The 21,911-nt window shown below is 36.5% G+C and carries 17 protein-coding genes; all 17 read right to left on the bottom strand.

The genetic code is table 11. The features are described from left to right. Window positions 1-2: 2 nt before the first annotated feature. Window positions 3-1,370: an extracellular solute-binding protein gene (locus ACEWK1_RS12285; RefSeq protein WP_212136557.1), complete on the bottom strand. Its 1,368-nt coding sequence runs from the start codon at window positions 1,368-1,370 to the stop codon at window positions 3-5. A gap of 138 nt (window positions 1,371-1,508) precedes the next feature. Then, window positions 1,509-2,342: a carbohydrate ABC transporter permease gene (locus ACEWK1_RS12280; RefSeq protein WP_212136555.1), complete on the bottom strand. Its 834-nt coding sequence runs from the start codon at window positions 2,340-2,342 to the stop codon at window positions 1,509-1,511. Between the two features lie 12 nt (window positions 2,343-2,354). Then, entirely contained in the window at window positions 2,355-3,293 is a 939-nt protein-coding gene (locus ACEWK1_RS12275; protein WP_121660774.1) for a carbohydrate ABC transporter permease, read from the bottom strand. A 108-nt stretch (window positions 3,294-3,401) separates the two neighbouring features. Next, entirely contained in the window at window positions 3,402-4,022 is a 621-nt protein-coding gene (locus tag ACEWK1_RS12270; protein WP_212136553.1) for a YesL family protein, read from the bottom strand. 353 nt (window positions 4,023-4,375) lie between these two features. Beyond that, on the bottom strand, window positions 4,376-5,206 hold the full coding sequence (gene kduI, locus ACEWK1_RS12265; RefSeq protein ID WP_212136551.1) for a 5-dehydro-4-deoxy-D-glucuronate isomerase: 831 nt from the start codon (window positions 5,204-5,206) through the stop codon (window positions 4,376-4,378). Window positions 5,207-5,263: 57 nt separating this feature from the next. Next, complete coding sequence (gene kduD, locus ACEWK1_RS12260) at window positions 5,264-6,019, bottom strand: 2-dehydro-3-deoxy-D-gluconate 5-dehydrogenase KduD (protein WP_121660771.1); 756 nt, start codon at window positions 6,017-6,019, stop codon at window positions 5,264-5,266. Between the two features lie 126 nt (window positions 6,020-6,145). Further along, on the bottom strand, window positions 6,146-6,910 hold the full coding sequence (locus tag ACEWK1_RS12255; RefSeq protein ID WP_212136549.1) for a DeoR/GlpR family DNA-binding transcription regulator: 765 nt from the start codon (window positions 6,908-6,910) through the stop codon (window positions 6,146-6,148). Window positions 6,911-7,815: 905 nt separating this feature from the next. Then, complete coding sequence (locus ACEWK1_RS12250) at window positions 7,816-8,664, bottom strand: SDR family oxidoreductase (protein ID WP_212136547.1); 849 nt, start codon at window positions 8,662-8,664, stop codon at window positions 7,816-7,818. A gap of 2 nt (window positions 8,665-8,666) precedes the next feature. Beyond that, window positions 8,667-9,737 (bottom strand): mannonate dehydratase, encoded by a 1,071-nt coding sequence (gene uxuA, locus ACEWK1_RS12245; RefSeq protein WP_212136545.1) that lies wholly within the window; start codon window positions 9,735-9,737, stop codon window positions 8,667-8,669. Between the two features lie 100 nt (window positions 9,738-9,837). Next, window positions 9,838-10,485 (bottom strand): bifunctional 4-hydroxy-2-oxoglutarate aldolase/2-dehydro-3-deoxy-phosphogluconate aldolase, encoded by a 648-nt coding sequence (locus tag ACEWK1_RS12240; protein WP_212136632.1) that lies wholly within the window; start codon window positions 10,483-10,485, stop codon window positions 9,838-9,840. 68 nt (window positions 10,486-10,553) lie between these two features. Next, complete coding sequence (locus tag ACEWK1_RS12235) at window positions 10,554-11,504, bottom strand: sugar kinase (RefSeq protein WP_212136543.1); 951 nt, start codon at window positions 11,502-11,504, stop codon at window positions 10,554-10,556. Window positions 11,505-11,529: 25 nt separating this feature from the next. Further along, window positions 11,530-12,654 carry a substrate-binding domain-containing protein gene (locus tag ACEWK1_RS12230; protein ID WP_212136541.1) on the bottom strand — a complete coding sequence of 375 codons (1,125 nt, stop codon included), beginning with the start codon at window positions 12,652-12,654 and terminating at the stop codon, window positions 11,530-11,532. Between the two features lie 56 nt (window positions 12,655-12,710). Then, window positions 12,711-14,186 carry a potassium/proton antiporter gene (locus tag ACEWK1_RS12225; protein WP_212136539.1) on the bottom strand — a complete coding sequence of 492 codons (1,476 nt, stop codon included), beginning with the start codon at window positions 14,184-14,186 and terminating at the stop codon, window positions 12,711-12,713. Window positions 14,187-14,356: 170 nt separating this feature from the next. Continuing rightward, window positions 14,357-18,151: an S-layer protein gene (locus tag ACEWK1_RS12220; protein ID WP_232273592.1), complete on the bottom strand. Its 3,795-nt coding sequence runs from the start codon at window positions 18,149-18,151 to the stop codon at window positions 14,357-14,359. A 582-nt stretch (window positions 18,152-18,733) separates the two neighbouring features. Beyond that, entirely contained in the window at window positions 18,734-18,856 is a 123-nt protein-coding gene (locus ACEWK1_RS12215; protein WP_269671100.1) for a hypothetical protein, read from the bottom strand. Between the two features lie 200 nt (window positions 18,857-19,056). After that, on the bottom strand, window positions 19,057-19,566 hold the full coding sequence (locus tag ACEWK1_RS12210; RefSeq protein ID WP_232273593.1) for a FixH family protein: 510 nt from the start codon (window positions 19,564-19,566) through the stop codon (window positions 19,057-19,059). Next, the gene (locus ACEWK1_RS12205; protein ID WP_212136538.1) at window positions 19,559-20,932 is read right to left on the bottom strand and encodes a PepSY-associated TM helix domain-containing protein; all 1,374 of its coding nucleotides are present in this window, start codon (window positions 20,930-20,932) and stop codon (window positions 19,559-19,561) included. Before ACEWK1_RS12205 ends, ACEWK1_RS12210 begins: the two co-directional genes overlap by 8 nt. Between the last annotated feature and the right edge of the window lie 979 nt (window positions 20,933-21,911).

Raw genomic sequence — 21,911 nt, 5'->3', positions numbered from 1 at the left:
GACTATTGATTATTGTCGATTATTTCTTGTGCACGTTCTTGTGTTGCTTTTAATGTAGCATCAATATCTTGTTCACCTAGAATTAGTTTTTCATATTCTTCATTAACCACCTTATAAAGCTCTGCTTGATAAGCTACAGGTGGAATGATTTTAGATGATTTAGCGTTTTTCAGTACATTAACAAGTGAATCACGGTCTACCTTTTCTGGTGTTGCTGTACCAGCCAAAATGCCATCTATAATAGAACCTAACTCATCATCGCTTACACCGTTCCATGATGGGACATTTTTCCCTTGTACAAGTTGTCCTTCCGTTGTGTACCAACGAATAAATGTGTATGCTTCTTTTTTATGCTCTGAGTTTGCAGCAACAGACATAAAGTCAGTTGTAACAGGTGTATAGCCACCCTCATCTCCTGCTTCGTTTTTCGGATAAGGTGCTACTGCTACATTAAAATCAAGTGGGAATTGATCTGTTCCACCAAGCTCTGTATTCATCCAGCTTCCAATTAAAATCGTGCTTGCATCTTGACCAAAGAACTGATTACGATAATGAAGCTTTTGAGAGATAATATCTGTATAAGGAACTGATGACTTGTCTTCTAATTCCATTTGAGCACGCATTTCTAATGTTTTCTTGAATAGAGGACTGTCAAAGTTTGATGTTCCGTCAGCTTTAACGAACTCTGTATTATCTTCTTCACTAGCAAGAGCTAGTTTCATAAATTCCATCCAGCCACCACCCTGTGGACCATGGAAATATGTGCCGTAATGATCATCAGTTGTTAGCTTTTTCGCATATTCCATATATTCATCCCAAGTCCAATCAGTTGGTACTTCTAAACCTGCTTCATCTAAATGATTTTTATTCATAAGAACATACCATGGATTAAATTTACCTGGTAAAGCATAGTAGCTATCGTCAATTTTGGTGTCAACTTTATATTCTTCACTTAATGTATATCCGTCTTCTTCAATAAACTCATCGATCGGTGCTACCATTCCTAAAGCAACTCGTTGAGCATAGCTTGCTGGATCACTAAACATAAGAACATCCAGCTGTTCACCAGATGCAGCAGCTAAATCAAGCTTTTGCGTTGCTTCTTGCGTATCTCCCTTTTCACTAAGAATAACTAAATCAACGTCAATATTAGGATATTCCTCTTCAAAAGCAGTAATTGTTTTTTCCCAATTGTAGCTAGCTTCATTACCGTGAGTATGAAATTTGATTGTAACTGCTTCTTCGGTTGCATTTGTATCTTTTTCATCTTCCGATCCAGAAGCACTTTCTCCCCCTCCACCAGAACAACCTGCTAAGGCACCAACAAGCATTGTAGATGCAAATACTGTAGACCAAAACTTTTTCTTCATGTTACATCCCCCTTGTTCATTATTAAATCGCTTTCATTTTATTAGGAAAGCCCTTACAACACGAATTATAGCAAAGGCCATTGATCATCAAATGTAAATTATTTTACCTCTATTAAGAATTATTTGACTTTTATTCGATTATCCTTTTACCCCACCTAGAGCAATGCCTTCAATTACTTGCTTTTGACCAATAATAAATACGATTAATAATGGTAGAATCGCCGATACAGCCGCGGCCATGATCAGGGAATAAAATTCTCCATTAATTGTCGTAAACTTTTGCATAGCTAATTGAATCGTATATAGGGCGTCTGTACGTAAGAAAATTAATGGGTTTTGATAGTCATTCCAGGTCCATATGAATCTCAAGATGGCATAAGTAGCAACGGCGGGACGGACAATTGGTAGAGCAATAGACCAGAAAATTCGCCAATGACCTGCACCATCTATTTTCGCAGCATCTATATATTCATTATGAATTCCCATAAAAAATTGACGTAGCATAAACGTTCCTAGAACACTAAAGCTTCCCAACAATATAAGACCTAAATGGCTATCAAACAATCCTATATTTCGATATAGAATGAATTGTGGCACCAAGCTTGCTTGTGGTGGAACCATGTAAGTCGCTAGTACAATCAGAAACAACCATTTCCCAGCAGGAAAATCTACTTTAGAAAATCCATAAGCTGCTAAAGCTGAAACCGTACATGATACAACTGTCGTCAGAACAGCTACTTTAATAGAGTTCCAGTAATATAGGTAAAACGGAAATTCTCCAAACCATACTTGTTGGTAGTTATTAAACCCATTCCATCTTTCTGGTATCCATTGAATCGGAAACTTAAATACATCTGCTTCTATTTTAAATGAGGTTGAAAGCATCCAAACAAACGGCAGTAAAAACATGATACTAACGATAAATATGATTATTGTAATGATTACTTTTTGAACATTTAAACGGCTTGTCATATTATCCCCCCTTTAATAATTAACCCATTTTTTCTGACCAATCCATTGGAAGATTGTAATTAAGAAAACAATCAAGAATAAGATCACTGCGATTGCAGAGGAGTAACCTATATCTAGGTTCACAAAAGCTGTATCATATAAGTGCCATACAAGCATACTTGTTGAATGTAGAGGACCACCTTTTGTTAATACAGCGATTAGGTCAAATACTTTGAACGTCGAAATAATTCCTGTAATTAGCAAGAAAAAGGACGTTGGAGATACCATTGGGAACGTAATATGGCGAAATTTCACCCAAGAATTTGCTCCATCCATATCAGCTGCCTCATATAGCTCTTGTGGAATCGATTGTAAGCCTGCAATATAGATAATCAAGTTAAACCCAATCGATATCCAGATTTGAATTAGCATAACAGAAATTAAGGCAAAATTCGGATCAGCAATCCACTTTGGTGGATCGGCAATTCCTAAAGCCATCAATGTTTGGTTAATCGGTCCTGCAGAAGGGTGGAATAAAACCTGCCAGACAACCGCAATTGCTACTACACTTGAAATATATGGCATGAAAAATGCTACCTTAAAATAACTTTTCATGTAAACGCTTTTATCAATAACCACAGCTAACAATAAGGAGACCGCCATACAAATAGGGACTGTAAAAATAAAGAGTGCATTATTTAATAGAGACTTTAAAAACACCTTATCGTCCATCAAATCTTTAAAGTTATCAAAGCCTATCCACTTTAACTGATCAATACTTTGAATAAACTTCCAATCTGCAAAACTAAGAATAAACGTTGCAAAAATTGGCAGTAGGACTAAAATTGAAACACCGATCAGCATTGGTGATACAAATAAAAACCCTGCTAAGCTTTCTGTTCTTTTAACGGATCCTCTTTTCTTCCTTACCGAAACATTTGAGGATGTTGTTACTTCTGTTTTTGGACTCATCGGGTATCACCTCTCTTTTGTAATATACCTTTATTATAAAAAGAAAAATTTCAATTACTTAACAGTATTTTGATGAAAGTTATAATAATTTTGACTTTCTCACTTAAACTATTTAGTCTTTGCTAGGTTCGTTTTAAAAATTGAAAAAGAGAAATACATTAATGCAAAGCTAATTCCACTTCCACAAAACAATAGACCAACACCAGGAAAAAGGATACTAACTAAACTCCCAGTTCCTACTGATAGCATCATTAAAAAAGTACGACCTGGAAACGAAGCACCTAGAAGAATAGCAGATTTAAAGTAGTGTAGGACCGATCCTTCGAAATGAACATAAACTGGAAATATATACATGGTGATCATTAGTATGAAAATGAAAGCTATAACAAAGAAAGTTAAAAGCATGTAATGTAAAATTCCTTGCATTGAGTGGATTAAAACCCAGTCAACATACATAAATAAGACTGAAACTAAAAGGCAACTCCATAATATATTCGCCTTCTTAAATTCACTTTTGTAAACTGACAAAAATAAAGGAAAGATTGCGAAACTACTTTCCCCCATGATCCACTTACGTAAAATTGTGAACATAGCCACCGTTGCAGGCGCAAAACCTAAAACACCAAATCCCACTACTGTAAAACCCAACCATAATAAATTCAGATAAGCTAACTTACTAATCCAGTCACAAACTCGTAACAAGCCTCCCATCCAGCTAGACGATTCCACAAAGTTTCCTCCATTTCATCTCGAAGTATTACGTTTAATAATAGAGTGAATGTTTTAAGCTAAGTAGCATATTTTTTACTACTTTTTATAATTTTTTTACTTTTTCATACCAAAAGCGTAAGCGCCTCGTACAGCCCCGACAAGCATAAGGTGATTTAGAATAGAAGGCGTTCTTTGCCTTATATTCTAAATCGCCTTATGACCTCGAGGGGGCTAGGCGCTGAAGCTGGCTGTCGAAGCATTGTCCACAATTAATGCAGTGATAATTTCCTAACAATAAAAAATAGTGCATCTCCTCAAAAAGAGTCATGCACTATTTTTCTTGTTTGTTTGCTTGCATTTAAATGGTTTATTTACTTTAAATCTTCCATTTTCACAGCATCCATGTCTGTGAACGTATAATTTTCTCCCGCCATTGCCCAGATGAATGTGTAATTGCTTGTTCCAACACCGGAATGAATGGACCATGGTGGAGATAGGACCGCTTGTTCATTTTTCACTAATAGATGACGAGTTTCTTTAGGCTCACCCATGAAGTGGAAAACCCTTGAATTTTCATCCATATCAAAGTAGAGGTAAACTTCCATACGACGGTCATGTAAATGTGCCGGCATTGTATTCCACATGTTATTTGGCTCTAATAACGTCATTCCCATCATTAGTTGACAGCTTTGAATACCATCTGCATGAATATATTTGTAAATTGTACGTTTATTTGATTCACTATCAGATCCTAAATGAGTTGGCTCTGCATCTTCGATTGGTGCCTTCTTTGTTGGATATTGTTTATGTGCTGTAGTAGAAACAATGTAAAATTTTGCAGGATCAGAAGCATTGCTGCTTTCAAATAATACTTCCTTGTTTCCCATACCAACATATAAGCAGTCTCTTTTATTTAATGTATAAGCTTGCCCATCAACTAAAACAGTACCTTCAGCACCAATATTAATAATACCAACTTCACGTCTTTCTAAGAAATATTCAGTTTTTAATGTTTCTTGATCCTCTAACTTAAGAGATTGATTAGTTGGGATTGCCCCACCTGTGACAACACGATCATAGTGAGAGTATGTCATATTAATTTCACCTTGAACAAAAAGTGAATCAATTAAAAAATCATTTCTTAATCTTTCTGTTGTATATGTTTTAAAGTCTGTTGGATTTGTAGCGTGTCTGATTTCCATTAAAAATTTCCCCTTTCGAATTCGCTTTTTTCTTAAAAATATAAAAACAATAAGTGTTTATGAACTCATCCATCCACCATCAACACATAAAATATGACCGTTCACATAACTTGAAGCATCTGATGCTAAAAAGATGACAGCACCCTTTAGGTCTTCAGGTGTTCCCCAGCGACCTTGTGGAATTCTAGATGTAATATACTCATTTCGATCTTTGTTTGCACGTAGCTGTGCTGTGTTATCTGTTTCCATATACCCCGGTGCGATAGCGTTTACATTCACACCTCTACTAGACCATTCATTCGCAAGAGATTTTGTTAATCCTGCAACAGCATGTTTACTCGCTGTATATGCTGGTACTCTTAACCCACCTTGAAACGAAAGCATTGAGGCAACATTCACAATTTTACCTGAACCGTTTTCAAGCATATGTTTACCAACTTCTCTACATAATTGAAAAACAGAATGTTGATTAACTTTAATTACTTCATACCAATCATCATCGGAAAAATTTTCAGCTTCAGATCTTCTAATAATTCCTGCATTGTTAACTAAAATATCAATCTTGTTTGTTAATTTAAGGGCCTCTGAAACTAATTGTTCAGCTGCATGATCTACTGATAAATCAATTTTCAATCCATGAAATACGCCACCAACCGCTTCAATTTTTTCTTTTGTTTCGGACATATCACTCATACCGGCTCCAATAACAGTTGCTCCTGCTTCTGCTAAACCAACTGCCATTCCCTGTCCTAGTCCTCGACTTGCTCCTGTTAATAGAGCAACCTTTCCTTCCAGTGAAAAAAGCGAACCCATTTTCATACCTCCTCTTGTATCAATATGTTCTTTATTGTTTGTTTAAGTTCATTATAGTTTGATTATAACATAAATAAAAAAGATGACAACGATTAATTGTTCGTTTATCATCTTTTCTTCTAATCTTTATACATTTGCTAGATGTAATCGCACGTGACTATTTTCTAATGTTTCTTTTATATGTGGATCAAGATTTGTATCTGTTACAATTTCATTTACTTCATCAAATTTTGCAAATTGTATAAGAGCAACCTTTTCAAATTTTGATGAATCAGCCAACAACGTAATATGATCTGCACATGATATAATTTGTTTTTTCCAATCAGCATGGATACTATTAAAAACGGTTAATCCATGTTCAACTGAGATTCCTGTTGTACCGAAAAACAAACGATTCACTCTCATTCGCTTTAGCATTTCAGTAGCTTGTGCCCCCATCAAAGAGGAAGATTTATCAATTCTTGTTCCACCTAAAACAATTAATTGAACATTGCTTTTTGAAAGCAACACATTCGCTATTTTCAAATCATTTGTAATGACAGTAATCGGAAATTCTCCAAGTAACTCTGCAATAGCTATCGTCGTACTGCCTCCGTCCATTAAAATCGTTTCATTCGGTTCAATGAGCTTGACAGCCTCTTTTGCAATCGCAGATTTGACATCACTATATCCCGATTGTCGTTCCGCAATTGGTAGCATTCTTCCTTCGTCCTCTGCCAATACGGCTCCACCGTGAATTCGATTTAGAAGACCTCTTTTTTCTAACAGCTCCAAGTCCCCGCGAATCGTTTTCTCAGTTACTTCTAACAGCTTACTAAGCTCAGATACTTTTACAATCTTATTTTTATCTAGTTGATCTAAAATACGTTCATGCCGTTCCACTGCAAGCATTCTTTATGTCCCCCGTTATTTTCTTTATTTTACTATTATAGGACAGGATTGAACAAAAACAAACCTAGTGTAAAAGGTCCAGTTTTCTTTTCGAGAACCCTCTATTGTTCGTTATTGTTTCATTTATATCTTTAATGTTCTATTTCGTAAATATAGTATATAATTTAATTGGTTATTTCTCTAGACTTTTTTGTTATTTTAAAAACAACTATAATAAAAAGACGTTTAGATATAATCTTACAATTCGAACAGTAATTCGCACTTAAATTAATCGATAATTTGATGAGCAATAATCTGGGAAGATTGTGTCTCCAAGTCTTTTTACAGTATTTTGCATCCTATAGATGTGTTTCACTAAATTAGAAAAAAATAAACGGAATAATTCCGTTTAAATCGTGAAATACCAACATTCCCCGCAGAATAAGAGGAGTTTTTCCGCTTATATGAACTTTATCTTTAGATTTAGTTAAATAAAGAGAAATTAACCGGAATATATCCGCTTATATAGGCTTCTTAAGCACCTACTATACACGTTAACCGGAATTTCTCCTCCTATCAATTCCTATACCTCCACGAAAAATCAACAATGAATAATATCAGAGTCTTTTCTTCAACAGTATTTTCTACCTTGAATATCGAAAAGCCCACCACTTCACCCCACTTAATTTCGTAAAACAAACTCACCACTGACACTTACTTTTGTGATTGTGTTGTAAGCAATCCAATTAGCGTTACATTTATTAAACCTTGATAAGCAACAAAAAGATGCAGTCCATTCAGTTGCGAATCCGGCTGCATCTTTTTGTTACTAATTAAGTTTTTGTACTCGAAAACCGAACTACATACTCTTAAAGAAAAACGTCTTCTTATTAGTTATCTTAATAATAGAAGCTTCTATCAAAAACCTAAACTCCAGAATAAGACATAAATCCACCATCAACTGGAACAGTAATTCCTGTTACAAAGCCTGAAGTGGTTTCATCTACTAGCCATAGCAGTGTTCCTAGTAAGTCTTCTGGTTTACCAAATCTTCGCATTGGGGTGTGTGCAATAATTTTCTCAGAACGTTCTGTTAAGCTACCATCTTCATTTTTCAGTAGTTTTTTATTTTGTTCAGTTAGAAAGAATCCGGGTGCTATGGCATTCACACGAATACCTGCATCAGCCATATGTACGGCAAGCCATTGTGTAAAGTTGTCGATTGCTGCTTTAGCAGCACTGTAAGCGGGAACTTTTGTCATTGGTGATGGTGCGCTCATCGAAGACATATTGATGATGACTGCACCTTTACGATTCGCCATCTTCTTTGCGAAAATTTGCGTAGGAAGTAATGTGCCAACAATGTTTAAATCAAAAACAAAGCCAAAGCCCTCTTTTGTTAAATCAAAAAATGTTTGCAGACCTTCCTTATTAAGGTCATCCTGGTTTAATGTTTCGTTCGTGGTCGTACCACTAGGATGGTTTCCCCCTGCTCCATTTATAAGAATGTCACAAACACCAAGTTCATTTGATACGATTTCTTCTGCTTGTTTCACGCTTTCACCATCGAGTACATTACATGAAATAGATATCGCTTCTCCACCGAGTTCTCTAATTTCGCGAGCGACGCTTTCACCTTTTTCAGCAGTTCTGTTTAGAATCGCAACTTTAACTCCTTGCCTTGCAAGTTCTTTTGCCATTGCGCTACACAAAACACCACTTCCGCCTGTGACAACAGCTACTCTGCCTTTTAATTGATCATGAATCGGTAGCATCATTAGTTCCTCCTGTGTGCTCTTTCTAATGAATCCCATATTCCCCAGAGGTACATAATACCTAGTGCCCTATCATATAAGCCATAACCTGGTCTACATACTTCATCCCAAATATGTCTACCATGGTCTGGTCTCGCATAACCTTCAAAGCCTATCTCATGGTATGCTTTAACAATTTCATAGATATCAACAGAACCATCAGATGTTCGATGGGATGTTTCAATAAAGTCACCATTTTCATAGACTTTTACATTTCGAATATGGGCAAATGGAATACGATCTGCAAATTCACGAACCATCTCTGCAATATTATTGGATGGATTTGCTCCAAGTGAACCACTACATAGTGTTACACCATTAGATTTACTATCTACAACATCCAAAATACGCTTAATATTTCCTTTATTACAAACAATTCTAGGTAATCCGAAAATAGGCCATGGTGGATCATCCGGATGTATACCCATTCTTATTCCATTTTCCTCTGCAACAGGAACTACTTCTTTAAGAAAATATGATAGATGTTCAAATAAATCTTCTTGAGTAACTCCTTTATATGCTTCAAAAAGTTCTTTTAATCGAGATAATCTTTCTGGCTCCCAGCCAGGCATTGTAAAGGTAGAGTTTTTAGAAATATTTTCAACTAATTCATTTGGGTCCATACCAACAACTTTTGCTTTTTCATAGAAGAGAGCCGTTGAACCGTCTTCCATTTCTTTAAATAATTCTGTTCTCGTCCAGTCAAAAACTGGCATGAAATTGTAGCATATGACTTTTACGCCAACGGATGCCAACTTCTCAATCGTTCTTTTATAGTTTTCAATATATTTGTCTCTTGTAGGTAATCCTAGTTTAATATCTTCATGAACATTTACACTTTCAACAACATCTATATTCAGTCCGTAGTCATCTGCTTGTTTTTTCACTTCGTTGATTTTGTCCATTGGCCACTCTTCACCTGCTGGAACATCATGAAGTGCCCACACAATTCCTTCTACCCCAGGAATTTGCTTGATTTGCTTGAGAGTAATGCTGTCATTTCCCTCACCATACCATCTAAATGTCATTCTCACTTTAACTAACCTCCATAATTGCCTGAACTTTTTCAAGCAAGGGAAAATGTTTTGGTTTCCATGAGCTTTTTCATTTATTTTCTTTTACAATTAATAATAGTTATAAACTATTTCTAGCTTCTCTTACAATCTCACAATATTGCTTTGCCAGTTTTGTTACTTCAACAAAGTTTCCTGTTTTAGCAGGCTTTGATAAATCACTACCAATACCAATCGCAACAGCCCCATTTTTGATCCACTGATCTGCGTTTTGAAGGTTTACCCCACCAGTTGGCATTACAGATGCTTGAGGGATTGGTCCCTTGATTGATTTAATAATAGAAGGATCGAATGTATTTCCAGGGAACAATTTGACAACATCTGCTCCATATTCCATAGCTGTTTTTATTTCAGTAATGGTCATACAACCAGGCATGTATGGAATTTGATATCTATTACAAAGCATTGCCGTATCTTTATCAAAGCATGGACTAACAATGTACTCGGCCCCTGCCAAAATAGCAATTCTAGCAGTCTCACTATCTAGCACACTTCCTGCACCAAGAATCAATTCATCTGAATGAAATTTCTCTTTTAAGGATTTGATAACATCTGTTGCTCCAGGAACAGTCAATGTCACTTCAATCGCCTTAATTCCTCCTTCTATACATGCATTAGAAATGCTTACTGCGTCTGATTCGTTTTCTGCGCGAACAACGGCTACAACACCTGATTCTACGATTCTATTTAGGATATCAAGTTTTTTTATCATACGTTTTTTTGTTACGATTGTATCGTAACTTCCTCCTAACATATTTATATTTTATTCTTGAATACTTATCTCTCAATAAAATCCTTTTCACCTAATCTAATTTGAATGTCTTCCAAATAAGGCAGTCCTTCATTATCTCCCGAAACACCAACAACCATTGAACCAACTGTATTTGCAAAATGAAGAATTTTTTCTAATGACCAATTTTGTAGAACTCCATAAACAAAGCCTGCATCAAAACCATCACCAGCACCTACTGTATCAACAACCTTTTTTGGAGGAACAGGTGGAGATTCTACTGTTTTTCCAATATGGTAACCAATCGAGCCTTGATCACCCTTTTTAATGGCTATATAAGACATACCCATAGCTATTGCTTTTTCAATAATCTCATTTTCATCCGTTGTCCCTAACAATAGTTCAGCTTCTTCAATACCTGTTAAGAAAATATCAACAAAAGGAAGAATCTCTGTTAAGACCTCTTTTGCTCTTTCTTTACTCCAAAGCTTTAAACGGATATTTGGATCAAATGAAATAAGCAGATTATGTTGTTTTGCTAAGGTAATGGAGCGTTTTATAATGTCCACGTTTTTCTCATCTATTGCCGGAAATACCCCCGTAATATGAAGCACCCTTGTATTCTCAAAATAGGAATCTGTTAAACTTTCAGGTGTTAGCGTTAAAGTTGGAGATTTCATACGGTAATAAAATGTTCTCCCTGATCCATCCTCTAGCACCTCTTTAAAATTAACGGAAGTTGGGTAACCATCAACAAGCTTTACTTGTGAAGTATCAATTCCCTCTCCACGAACAAAGTGTTGAATATAGCGACCAAACTCGTCATTACCTAATCGACTAATCCATCCTGTCTGTAAACCAAGTCTTGCACAACCAATTGCAAAGTTGAGTTCTGCTCCTCCAACATTTCGTTCAAATGTATGAACAAAACGCATTGGCCCCTTTGCACTTGGATTCATCGTAATCATCGCATCACCGATTGTAATAATATCTTTCATTACTTATTCACTCCTTTGATTTTGATTAGCACGAATTTCTTATCATAAGCTCAGGTTCAAAACGATGTACTTTCGTTTCTTCTTGATAGTCTGGATCCTTAATTTTATTTAATAGTAGCTCTGCAGCTCTTTTCCCCATCTCAAATGTCGGCTGAGCAATTGTTGTTAATTCTGGGGTGAAAAAACTAGCAAATGAAACATCATCAATACCGATAAGGGCTAAATCTTCAGGAATCGATATATTATTTTCCTTTGTAAACTTTAAGATTTCCATGAGAGTTAAATCATTCCCAGCAATAATAGCTTGTGGTGGGAAATCCAGAGATAGCATTTGCTTTAATCCATCTTGAATATGATGAAGATCCAGAGTACGAATATAGTCTTCATTACTATCTAAATTGTTTTCTTGTAATGCTTTTTTATATCCTTTTATTCGCTCAATCCGTGGTGTAACATTTCTTGATATAGATGTTGTCATGATTCCGATTCGTTCATATCCTTTTTCAACTAAATGCTCTACTGCCATTTTGGTAGCACTTTCATTATTTAGCATGATTGTAGATGCCTCGATATCCTCAACAACTCGATCAAAAAACACAAGTGGAACATTCTTTTTCATCATCCTTTTATAAAGATCGATATTTCCGCCTGTTGGAAAAATAATAAGACCATCCACCTGCTTTGCAGTTAGCATTTCAATGTAGTTCTTTTCCTTTTCTGGTTCATCATCAGCATTGCAAACAATGATGTGAAATCCCTGTTCGTTACATATATCTTCAATTGCTCGTATAACTTGAGTTGAAAACGCATGCAGAATATTTGCCACAATCACACCTATTGTTGAGGTGGACTTTTGCTTTAAGCTTCTGGCGACGATGTTCGGCTGATAACCTAACTCCTCAATTGCTTGACTGATTCGTTCTTTCGTTTTTTCACTCATATAATCATAGCGTTTGTTTAAATACTGAGAAACAGTACTTTTTGATACATTTGCTTGTTTTGCAACATCAGAAATCGTGATTGCTTTCATAATTCTCTCCAATACTAAATCGATAAAAATAAATAACCTTATTTCGTTTTTATAAACCGATTTACTAAACCGGTTTAGTTTCTTACTAATTTGAATTATACGACATTTATATTCAGCCATCAAGAAATTATTTTATTCACAAAAGGTGTAGATTTTTAGTCTACACCTCCGAATTCCTACTCATTTTCCACGCTTCTATTTAAAAAACTTGTTAATTCTTTTTCCCTTCTTTTTGAAACCAGAATATAGAGAAAATCACCCGCCTGAATTTTTGTCTCTCCATAAGGTGTAACCAAATCTCCGTCCCTAATGATGGCATTGATAAGTACCTCTTTCGGAAACTTAATATCCTTTAACAGCTTATTTGTGATAATGGACGTTTCACTTACTTCAAACTCAACAATTTCTGCATTTGCTTTCCCAATTGAAACAAGTTCCAATGAATGTGGGGCCTCTACTTTTTTAGGACCATTCAGCCCTAATTTGCTGGCGATCAATGAAATAGTAGAGCCTTGTATTAAGGCGGATGTTAAAACAACAAAGAAGACAACATTAAAGAATAGCTGACTGTTTTCTAGTCCCATCGTCATTGGGAACGTTGCAAGCACAATAGGAACTGCACCTTTTAAGCCTGCCCAGGAAAGAAACACCTTCTCCTTATTCGTAAATCCTAATTTTATTGTCGAGAGAAAAACTGCTACAGGTCGAGCGATAAAAATTAATATAATGGCCAGTAGAAGACCTTTAAAGATAATATAGGTATTTAAAATTTGTGATGGAAAAACTAATAACCCTAAAATGATAAACATTAAGATTTGCATCATCCATGCAAAACCTTCGTTGAATCTAAAGATCGAGTGGCGATAAGTCAGGTCTCCGTTTCCAATCACAAGTGCTGCAATATAAACAGCTAAAAGCCCACTTGCGCCAATGATGTCAGTTAAGCTATATGTTAATAACGAAAAGGCTAAGGCAAAGATTGGATAAAGACCACTTGAATCTAAATTGATTTTATTGATTGCAAACCCTGCAAATTTACCAAAAAGTACACCAAGAAGTAATCCAGCACCCATTTGCCAGATAAAAGAACCAATTAATAACAAATAGGAAGGGTTATCAACTGTCATTAATTCAATTATTGATAAAGTTAGAAATACAGCCATAGGGTCATTTGTTCCAGATTCTGCTTCAAGTGTAGAACTTAATCGGTCACGTATATTTTGTCCCTTTAATACGGCAAATATTGCTGCAGCATCTGTTGAACCAACGATCGCTCCAAATAAAAATCCTTCAAGCCAGGTTACATCAAAGATTAATTTTGCCGCCACTGCCACAACAATCGTCGTAAGCAAAACACCAATTGTGGCAAGAGATAGCGATGGGACTGTTACTGATTTAACCGATGACCATTTTGTTTGTAATCCACCCTCAAACAAAATGACAACTAAAGCAAATATCCCGATTAATTGTGTTAGCTCAGGATTATCAAAATGAATAAGACCTAGCCCATCACTTCCCATAATCATTCCGACCATTAAGAAAAGAACAAGAGCAGGAACACCCAATCTTGTTGAAAACTTAGTTGTTAGTACTCCTAGAATTAATAATACTGCCGTGAAAAAAATAAAATATTCTATATTTATATGCTCCAAAACCTAACTCCTCTCTTTGGTGTGAATCGTTAAAGTACAATATCTTTATTATAATATTTTGCTCCACAAAAAACATGAATGACGCTGTTGACTATAAAACATATTAGCATAGACATAACAAAAAGCCTGGAATCATCCGAGAAGATTCCAGGCTTTTCAAATTATACTATTTACTTTTCAAGCTCAACTAATCCCTCTACTGCCGCTTCTAAGGCAATCTGTGCTGCAACTACTTTTTCTAATGTAGATTGTGGATTTTTCAATGCTTCTTTTGCGGTTTGTAATGCCTTATGAAATACTTTCCAGCTTTCTTTTGTGTAATCTTTATGGCTTTTATCTTTATGTGTATCATACAATTTCTGCAATTCTTCCTTATCTACTTCCACTTTATTTTTCCCTTTAATAACATCAATTCCGTCTAGGGTAAATGTACCGCCTTTAACAACAATTCTTGCCGTATGCTTTGTATCTTTAAGACCTCTAATGTGATAAGAGTTTAGTCTGTCTCCCTTTGCATAAATTCTGAAGTTTTCTTCAATCAGTAGATCATCAATATAAACATCTATTAAAGCATCTGGAGTAGCACCAAATAAGTTAAAGCCTGATCCTTCAAAATCAAAGATCATACTACTTTTTGCGCTATTCGCTTCAGGAGTGCTGTATATATTCACTCCTCTGTAATCCATGTACGTGTCTTTTCGCTCATTATCTTTTAATGATACTTTCAACGTGTGTGGTTTTTCTTCAAGTCCTCTTACAGAATACCTTACACCCGTTTTAGGATCGACAGCAAAATCACCGACATCCACTCCATCAAGCTCAAAATTATAAAGTGACTTTTCAGCTGTGCCTGCAAGATAGTCAATACCTGATCCCGTAAAATTGATTAAGATATAAGGATCATCGTCGAAATTCGCCCATGCATTCGTACTGTTAGATCCCCAAGCAGCATTTTTTCTAAAGGCATAAACCGTATTTTCGTTATTTCCAATTTCTGCTTCATCTGATATTTTAATTATCTCAGTTGGTCCCATGTTTTTAACTGCTAATACAGGATCCGTTGTCGTAATTTCAGCTTTTGTAAAACTAGTATATTTATCTTTAGAAACAACTTTAAGTGTGTGCTCTTTATCCTCAAGATTCTCAGCAGACCAAACCATTTGCGTAATGGAGCTGTTGTTTAAATAATTTGCTTCTCCTACTAGCTCTCCATCAAGGTAAATATCTGCTGTTCCATTTGATGGGTTAGTCACACCAAACAGCCTTATTTCAGTACCCTTAAATGCGATTTCAAAGGAAGCACCATTTGATCCCCAAGTGTTGGAACTGTTTGATGACCAACTTCCTGAATAAAATACCTTGTTTAATGTTCCTTGATCACTTGTCGAATCTCCGAAGCTTACTGTTACCCCATTCCAAACCGGAATATCTGTACGTGCTGTCATTTGTGTCCGGTTAAAATGAGCAAATCCAGCTTGGGTATAGTTCCAGTCACCAACATATCCAATCGGATTCAATGAATCGGAATTGTTTAAAGCTTCCTCCTCTGAATCGTACACCTTGCCTTGTGCACTGTCATATTTATCTGATTGATACGTATATCCTTTTATTGGATCAACACGTAAATTATCAATTAATGTTTCATAATAACCAGAACCTAACGCCACTCTACCAGCCATTACTGTATAATCTTCGTCTGTGTACGAGTCAATTTCAGCTCCATCTAAATAAAGTGTAAACACGTTTTCCTTTGCTTCAAACGCTAGATTATGCCACTCTTTATTATTGAAGTTCTCAATCGTTCCACTTTTTTCAACTTTACCAAGCTTCAGAATTTCATAACGACCATTAGAAAAAACGCGTGCATTATAAGGTGCATGTGAATCTGCTCCACCAGCTTTTACTTGACGCACACCTATAAGCGCATAATTACTTCTACCTTCTTCTTCAGGTGTATGAGTATCTAGTAAAAAGTCATAAGAAACTTTATAGTTAACCCAACGATGATCACCTATCGTCGTATTTGGATTACTAGTTGATGCTGTACCGTCTCTACCACCCCAAACTGCCCAATCTGCTCCAATCGTCTCAGGTATCATCATCTGTTGAAGCATATTACCATGTTTTTTGCTATCTGGAATATTCAAATCAACACGTTCAGCACTTCCACTCGTTTTTTGTTTTGTTGCTTTTTGAACTACTTCAAAAGCTCCAATTTGATCTGTTGTGTATCTTGGTGTTCCTCCGCGACGCTCAACATAACTTCTGCCTTTTTCATCAACAGGATAGTTATTATATTCAAAATCATCCTTGTAAGGTAAAGGTAAAATTGTGTCTTTTGAAACATCAACAGGCTCTGATTCATATTCAAAATCTTTTACTTCTGATTTCTTGTCTAAAGTTGAAATAGTTACGATTGAATAAGGTTTAACCTCAACTTCATATTCTCCATCCTTTGGAGTGATAGTATTGATATGCTTAAACCAATTATCATCATAATTTTGTCCTTCATCTGCTCCTCGTGTTTCCCAAACATAAATCGGTGCATCTTCTTTTCCATTTAAATTCTGAGCCTTTATTTTATATTTGCGAGTTTCTTTCGTGTTATTTGCAAACACTGTTGTATAATCGTCTGATTCTGGATCTTTTAACGTTAAATAGTTATGAGTACTAGTGTCAACGTCTACTCCTCCATCAAAAAAGTTACCGTCACTAAATGTCGCATCCTTCACATACATCCAGCGCTCGTTTTCAGGTGTAGAATGGTCATCATATCCTACAAAATTCATCACGTGACGTACTCCTTGTAACCCTCCATCAATCTCATAAAAGCCTGACCAAGGATCGTATGCACTAATGAGATGTTTTGGATTATACTGAGAACCTTCATAAAATGCTGCAACCGACGGCTGAAAATCAAATGAAACCGCATTTAGTGGGTTATTCGTTGCCCCTGTCCATGAATAGACTGAAATGATTCGTGATGTAACATCAATAATTCCAGCCTTACCTCCAAGCCCCTTATAGTGTGGCTCCATATTTTCACGATATCGAGCATTAATCATCGGAGCAATACCCTCAGAAACCCAAACTTCCTTAGGTTTCTTTCCATCAGCAATCAGTTTATTTTGCAATTGTGTGAGTTCATTTGATCCAGTTAAACCATAATGAGAACTAATGACATCAATTTCTTCGATCAAATCTTGATGCTCAAGCAATGTAGAACTTATTGTCGATGTATCACGATAACCATCTGCAGCAACTAGTTTAATATGCTGATAGTCACTTTCGTAGTTCGGCTCTTCTTTTATTTTTGAAGTAAAGTATTTAAGCCACTCCAGCTCAATTTTTCCATTGTTATTTTGTGCACGTTCATTTTGAGAGATACCCACATAATCTAACTTAAAGCCATATTCTTCATACACAGCATCAATCGTTTGTTTATACCATTGATATCGATTTTCGTAATCTCCTTTTGAAGCGCCATTCCAAGAAAAGCGCGGCTCCCCCCAACGCAAAATTTCAACTGTAATATCTTCGTTAATCGATTTTGCATCAGCAGCAAATTGAAACCCTGCCCCTCTTAGAACATTAGCAGGCTCATCCTCATATCTCATTGTGGCCGGCTCAGTTCCGGATGAAGAATTCACATCTCCACCTAACTCTACCTTCACATGTGCCAAACCAGCTCCAGTGTCTTTATTAAAAAGCTTATTCATTATTTCCCAGTATTCTTTAGGATGCTCTTCCTTGTAATCTAACATTAAACGAGATGTATTATTCGCTGTAACAGTTCCAAATCCTTTAAATCGGTTATGTTCATCTACCTTTGTTCCATCAATTGTAATTGTTTTAGTGACTTCTTCTGCTTTAGCTTCATTATTATTCATAAATACCACTGAACCTAAAAGCATAGAGGCAATACAAGATACCCCTACAAGTTTTTTAACTGTTTTTCTCCTCAAAATTCATGACTCCTTTCTGAAATGGAATGGGAGTAATAATCTAGCTTCTCCTTCATTAGAAGAAAAATAGTTTCATTATTTTTAGACCATCGAAGCTGTTTATGTATGCTATCACTAGTAGAAATTAGTAGAGGTAAGAGTAGGAGATATGATGGACTTTTTTAATGAAACCCTTTTTGATCCCTCCTTTTATGTGAGATGGATATGTTAGCTGTATTGGAGTTTGATTTCCAATAACAGTTCTAACCTTTTTAGAGGTAAGATCCCTGGGAGTTGTGTATACATGTTAGCGTTTTCATTATTTCACATAATTGTTTGTTTTTAATGACACTATCTTTACTTGATTTAGTGTTTTTTTTACATTCTTTTAGTAAGTACAACCCGATTCTTACCAACGGATCAACTTCACAAGGGTCTTCATCTACTTTATGTAGACCAGTTCCCGGGCCAATTCTACTGCAAATGGTCTTCATCTATTCTATGAAAACCATCTCTATGACAATTCTACTCCACGATGGTCTTCATCCATTCTATGAAAACCATCTCCAGGACAAATCTTCTCCACAACGGTCTTCATACACTCTATGAAAACCATCTCCAGGCCAAATCTTCTCCATAACGGTCTTCATACACTCTATGAAAACCATCTCCAGGCCAAATCTTCTCCACAACGGTCTTCATCCACTCTATGAAGACCATCTTCATGACAAATCACCCCCGCAATGGTCTTCATACACTTTATGAAGACCATCTCCATGACAAATCAACCCCGCAATCGTCTTCATCCACTCTATGAAGACCACCTCCCTATCAATTCACCTTCAAAATAGTCTTCATCCAAACAAAAACAACAAAAAAAGCTTCAATTCCACCAACCAGGAATGAAAGCTCTTCTAACCTACTAACTAATGATGATGCTCCCCATCACCATCCTCTACTACAGCACCTTCCTGAAGAAACTCCAGCTCACTTTCCGAAAGCTCCCCTACAATAAACTGTTTTTGAGGCATAATAATTGAATCGCCACTACTCGCATGTACTTTAATAAAGTACAGCCCTTCACTCTCTAGTTTTTTACTTAACTGAAACGTTCCATTTCCTACCTCTTCAGCTTGCTCCATTTCAAATTTTACAGAACCATCTTGCTTCCATATTTCAAAGTGAACATAGTCTGCTGAGTCTACTTTTTCTTCACCTTGAGTAAGGACAACCTGAAATGGTGTATCACGATTTGTTGAAAGAGAATCTGGTATGATAATATCGGCCATCAAGGGCTCTTCTTCTTTATACTGTTTCGCAACATCTTGTTTAAGCTCCAGTGAACAGGCACTGAGTATCAACAACATAAAAGAGAGCAGAGGTATAGCTTTAAATTTCTTCACGGTCACAACACCCTTACTTGTCAAATTACGCATTTAAAAACCTCTTCACAACAGGTATTCTTTGAATGATAAGCAAGTCAATGATCCATACGGCGATGATGGATAAGCCAACAAGTGGGAACAAAATACTTAATCCAATGATTAACACGAAAAATGGTCCCATCTTGAACATTCTTGTTGATGTTGGTGCACCCATTTCCTTTTTAGGCTTACGCTTCAACCATAGGTAGAACCCGCTTGCCACAACAAGAATAATACCTAAACAAATGAAAAGACTTAATAGCTGGTTCAGAAAACCAAATTGAGTACCTTTATGCAAGGTGACTCCTAGCGAAACCATCTTACCGACAAAACCATAGTGGTCATAACGATAATCGGCTAGAACTGCTCCTGAGTATTGATCAACATGAATTGTTGCTTCATCCTGTGCTCTTGGAGGAAAGGCTGACAACGTATATACCCCTTCTTTATCACTTGGGATATTAATTGTATAAGAAGGATGCATTCCTTCACGATTTGCAATGTCAACAACATCGTCAATTGGGAGTGGAATAAAGCCTTGCAGATCAGATTTTGGTACATCCAAGGTTTCTGCGGCCCATGGAACATCTGCTACGTCCTTTGTTTGAACGATTGATGTTGGAGCACTCCCAACCCAAACAGAAGGTGGGTAGCCCGTCCCAGCATTTGTTGCAATGGTTTGGAAGTTAGTACCCCAGAATCCTGACCATGGTAAGCCTGTTAAAATTAAAAATAACATCCCTGCTGTTACCCAAAAAGCTGGAACTACATGTAAGTCTCTTCGGAAAATCTTTTTCCCTTTGTTTAATCTAGGGATCAATACTCCGGATAAATCTTGCTTCTTTTTTGGAAACCATAAATAAAGTCCAGTTACAATAAGAACAATTGCCCAGCAAGCAGCTAATTCAACTATTCGGTCACCGATTGTCCCCACCATTAACTCACCATGAATCTCCTCAATTTTATTCATGATCCTGTCTTCACTATTTAACTCTCCGATTACCTCTGCAGTGTAAGGATTAACAAACACTGTCAAAGCTTCATTATTAGATGAAATCGTTACTTCACTTGATCTTGAATCACTTTCACCTGGACGATATTTACTCACAACAGCGTCAGGATACTCATTTTTAACTGTCTCAATTTGCTGTGTTGCTGAAATTTTTTCACCTTGTGGATTTACCTCATAATATTCCTGATAGAGCAGTTGTTCAATCTGTGGTTTAAATAAATAAACGGCTCCTGTAATTGCTAATATCATTAGAAAAGGGGCAAAAATAATCCCCGCATAAAAATGCCATCGCCAAACAGTCTTGTAAAGGGATGGATTTGTCTTCTTTATCGTTTGCTTCTTTGTTTTAATTGGGACTGCTTCCATTAAAAAAACTCCTTCTTATTCTTGAATGATTCATTAGTCTAAAGAAAGAATAACGGCAAATTGTGTGGAAAGAATGAAGTTATTATTTTTTTTGCATCTATTTTTCCCCATAGAAAAAGGAGTTGCTACAACAACTCCTTTCACTATCGAGACACACTTTGGCTGTTCACCCTTTTTTCTGTCCCGATTCTGCCTCTATCTAGACACATTTTGGCTGTTCACCCTATTTTCTGTCCCGATTCTGCCTCTATCGAGACATATTTTGACTGCATGCACTTTTTTCTGTCCCGATTCTGCCACTTTCGAGACATATTTTGACTGCTCGCTCTTTTTTCTGTCCCGATTCTGCCTCTATTGAGACACATTTTGGCTGCTCGCTCTTTTTTCTGTCCCGATTCCCCAACTATCGAGACACACTTTGGCTGTTCACCCTTTTTTCTGTCCCGATTCTGCCTCTATCTAGACACACTTTGGCTGTTCACCCTTTTTTCTGTCCCGATTCTGCCTCTATCGAGACATATTTTGGCTGCTCGCTCTTTTTTCTGTCCCGATTCTGCCTCTATCTAGACACATTTTGGCTGTTCACCCTATTTTCTGTCCCGATTCTGCCACTATCGAGACATATTTTGACTGCATGCACTTTTTTCTGTCCCGATTCTGCCACTATTGAGACATATTTTGACTGCTCGCTCTTTTTTCTGTCCCGATTCTGCTACTATCGAGACACACTTTGGCTGCTCGCTCTTTTTTCTGTCCCGATTCTGCCAATATCGAGACACACTTTCACTGCTCGCTCTTTTTTCTGTCCCGATTCTGCCACTATCGAGACACACTTTGACTGCTCACCCTTTTTTCTGTCCCGATTCTGCCACTATCGAGACATATCTTGGCTGCTCGCTCTTTTTTCTGTCCCGATTCTGCCACTATTGAGACATATTTTGACTGCTCGCTCTTTTTTCTGTCCCGATTCTGCTACTAT

This window comes from Metabacillus sp. YM-086, assembly GCF_048059995.1.
Taxonomy (GTDB): domain Bacteria; phylum Bacillota; class Bacilli; order Bacillales; family Bacillaceae; genus Metabacillus; species Metabacillus litoralis_B.
Note: the sequence above shows the minus strand (reverse complement) of the source record. Positions and strands in the feature narration are given on the sequence as shown.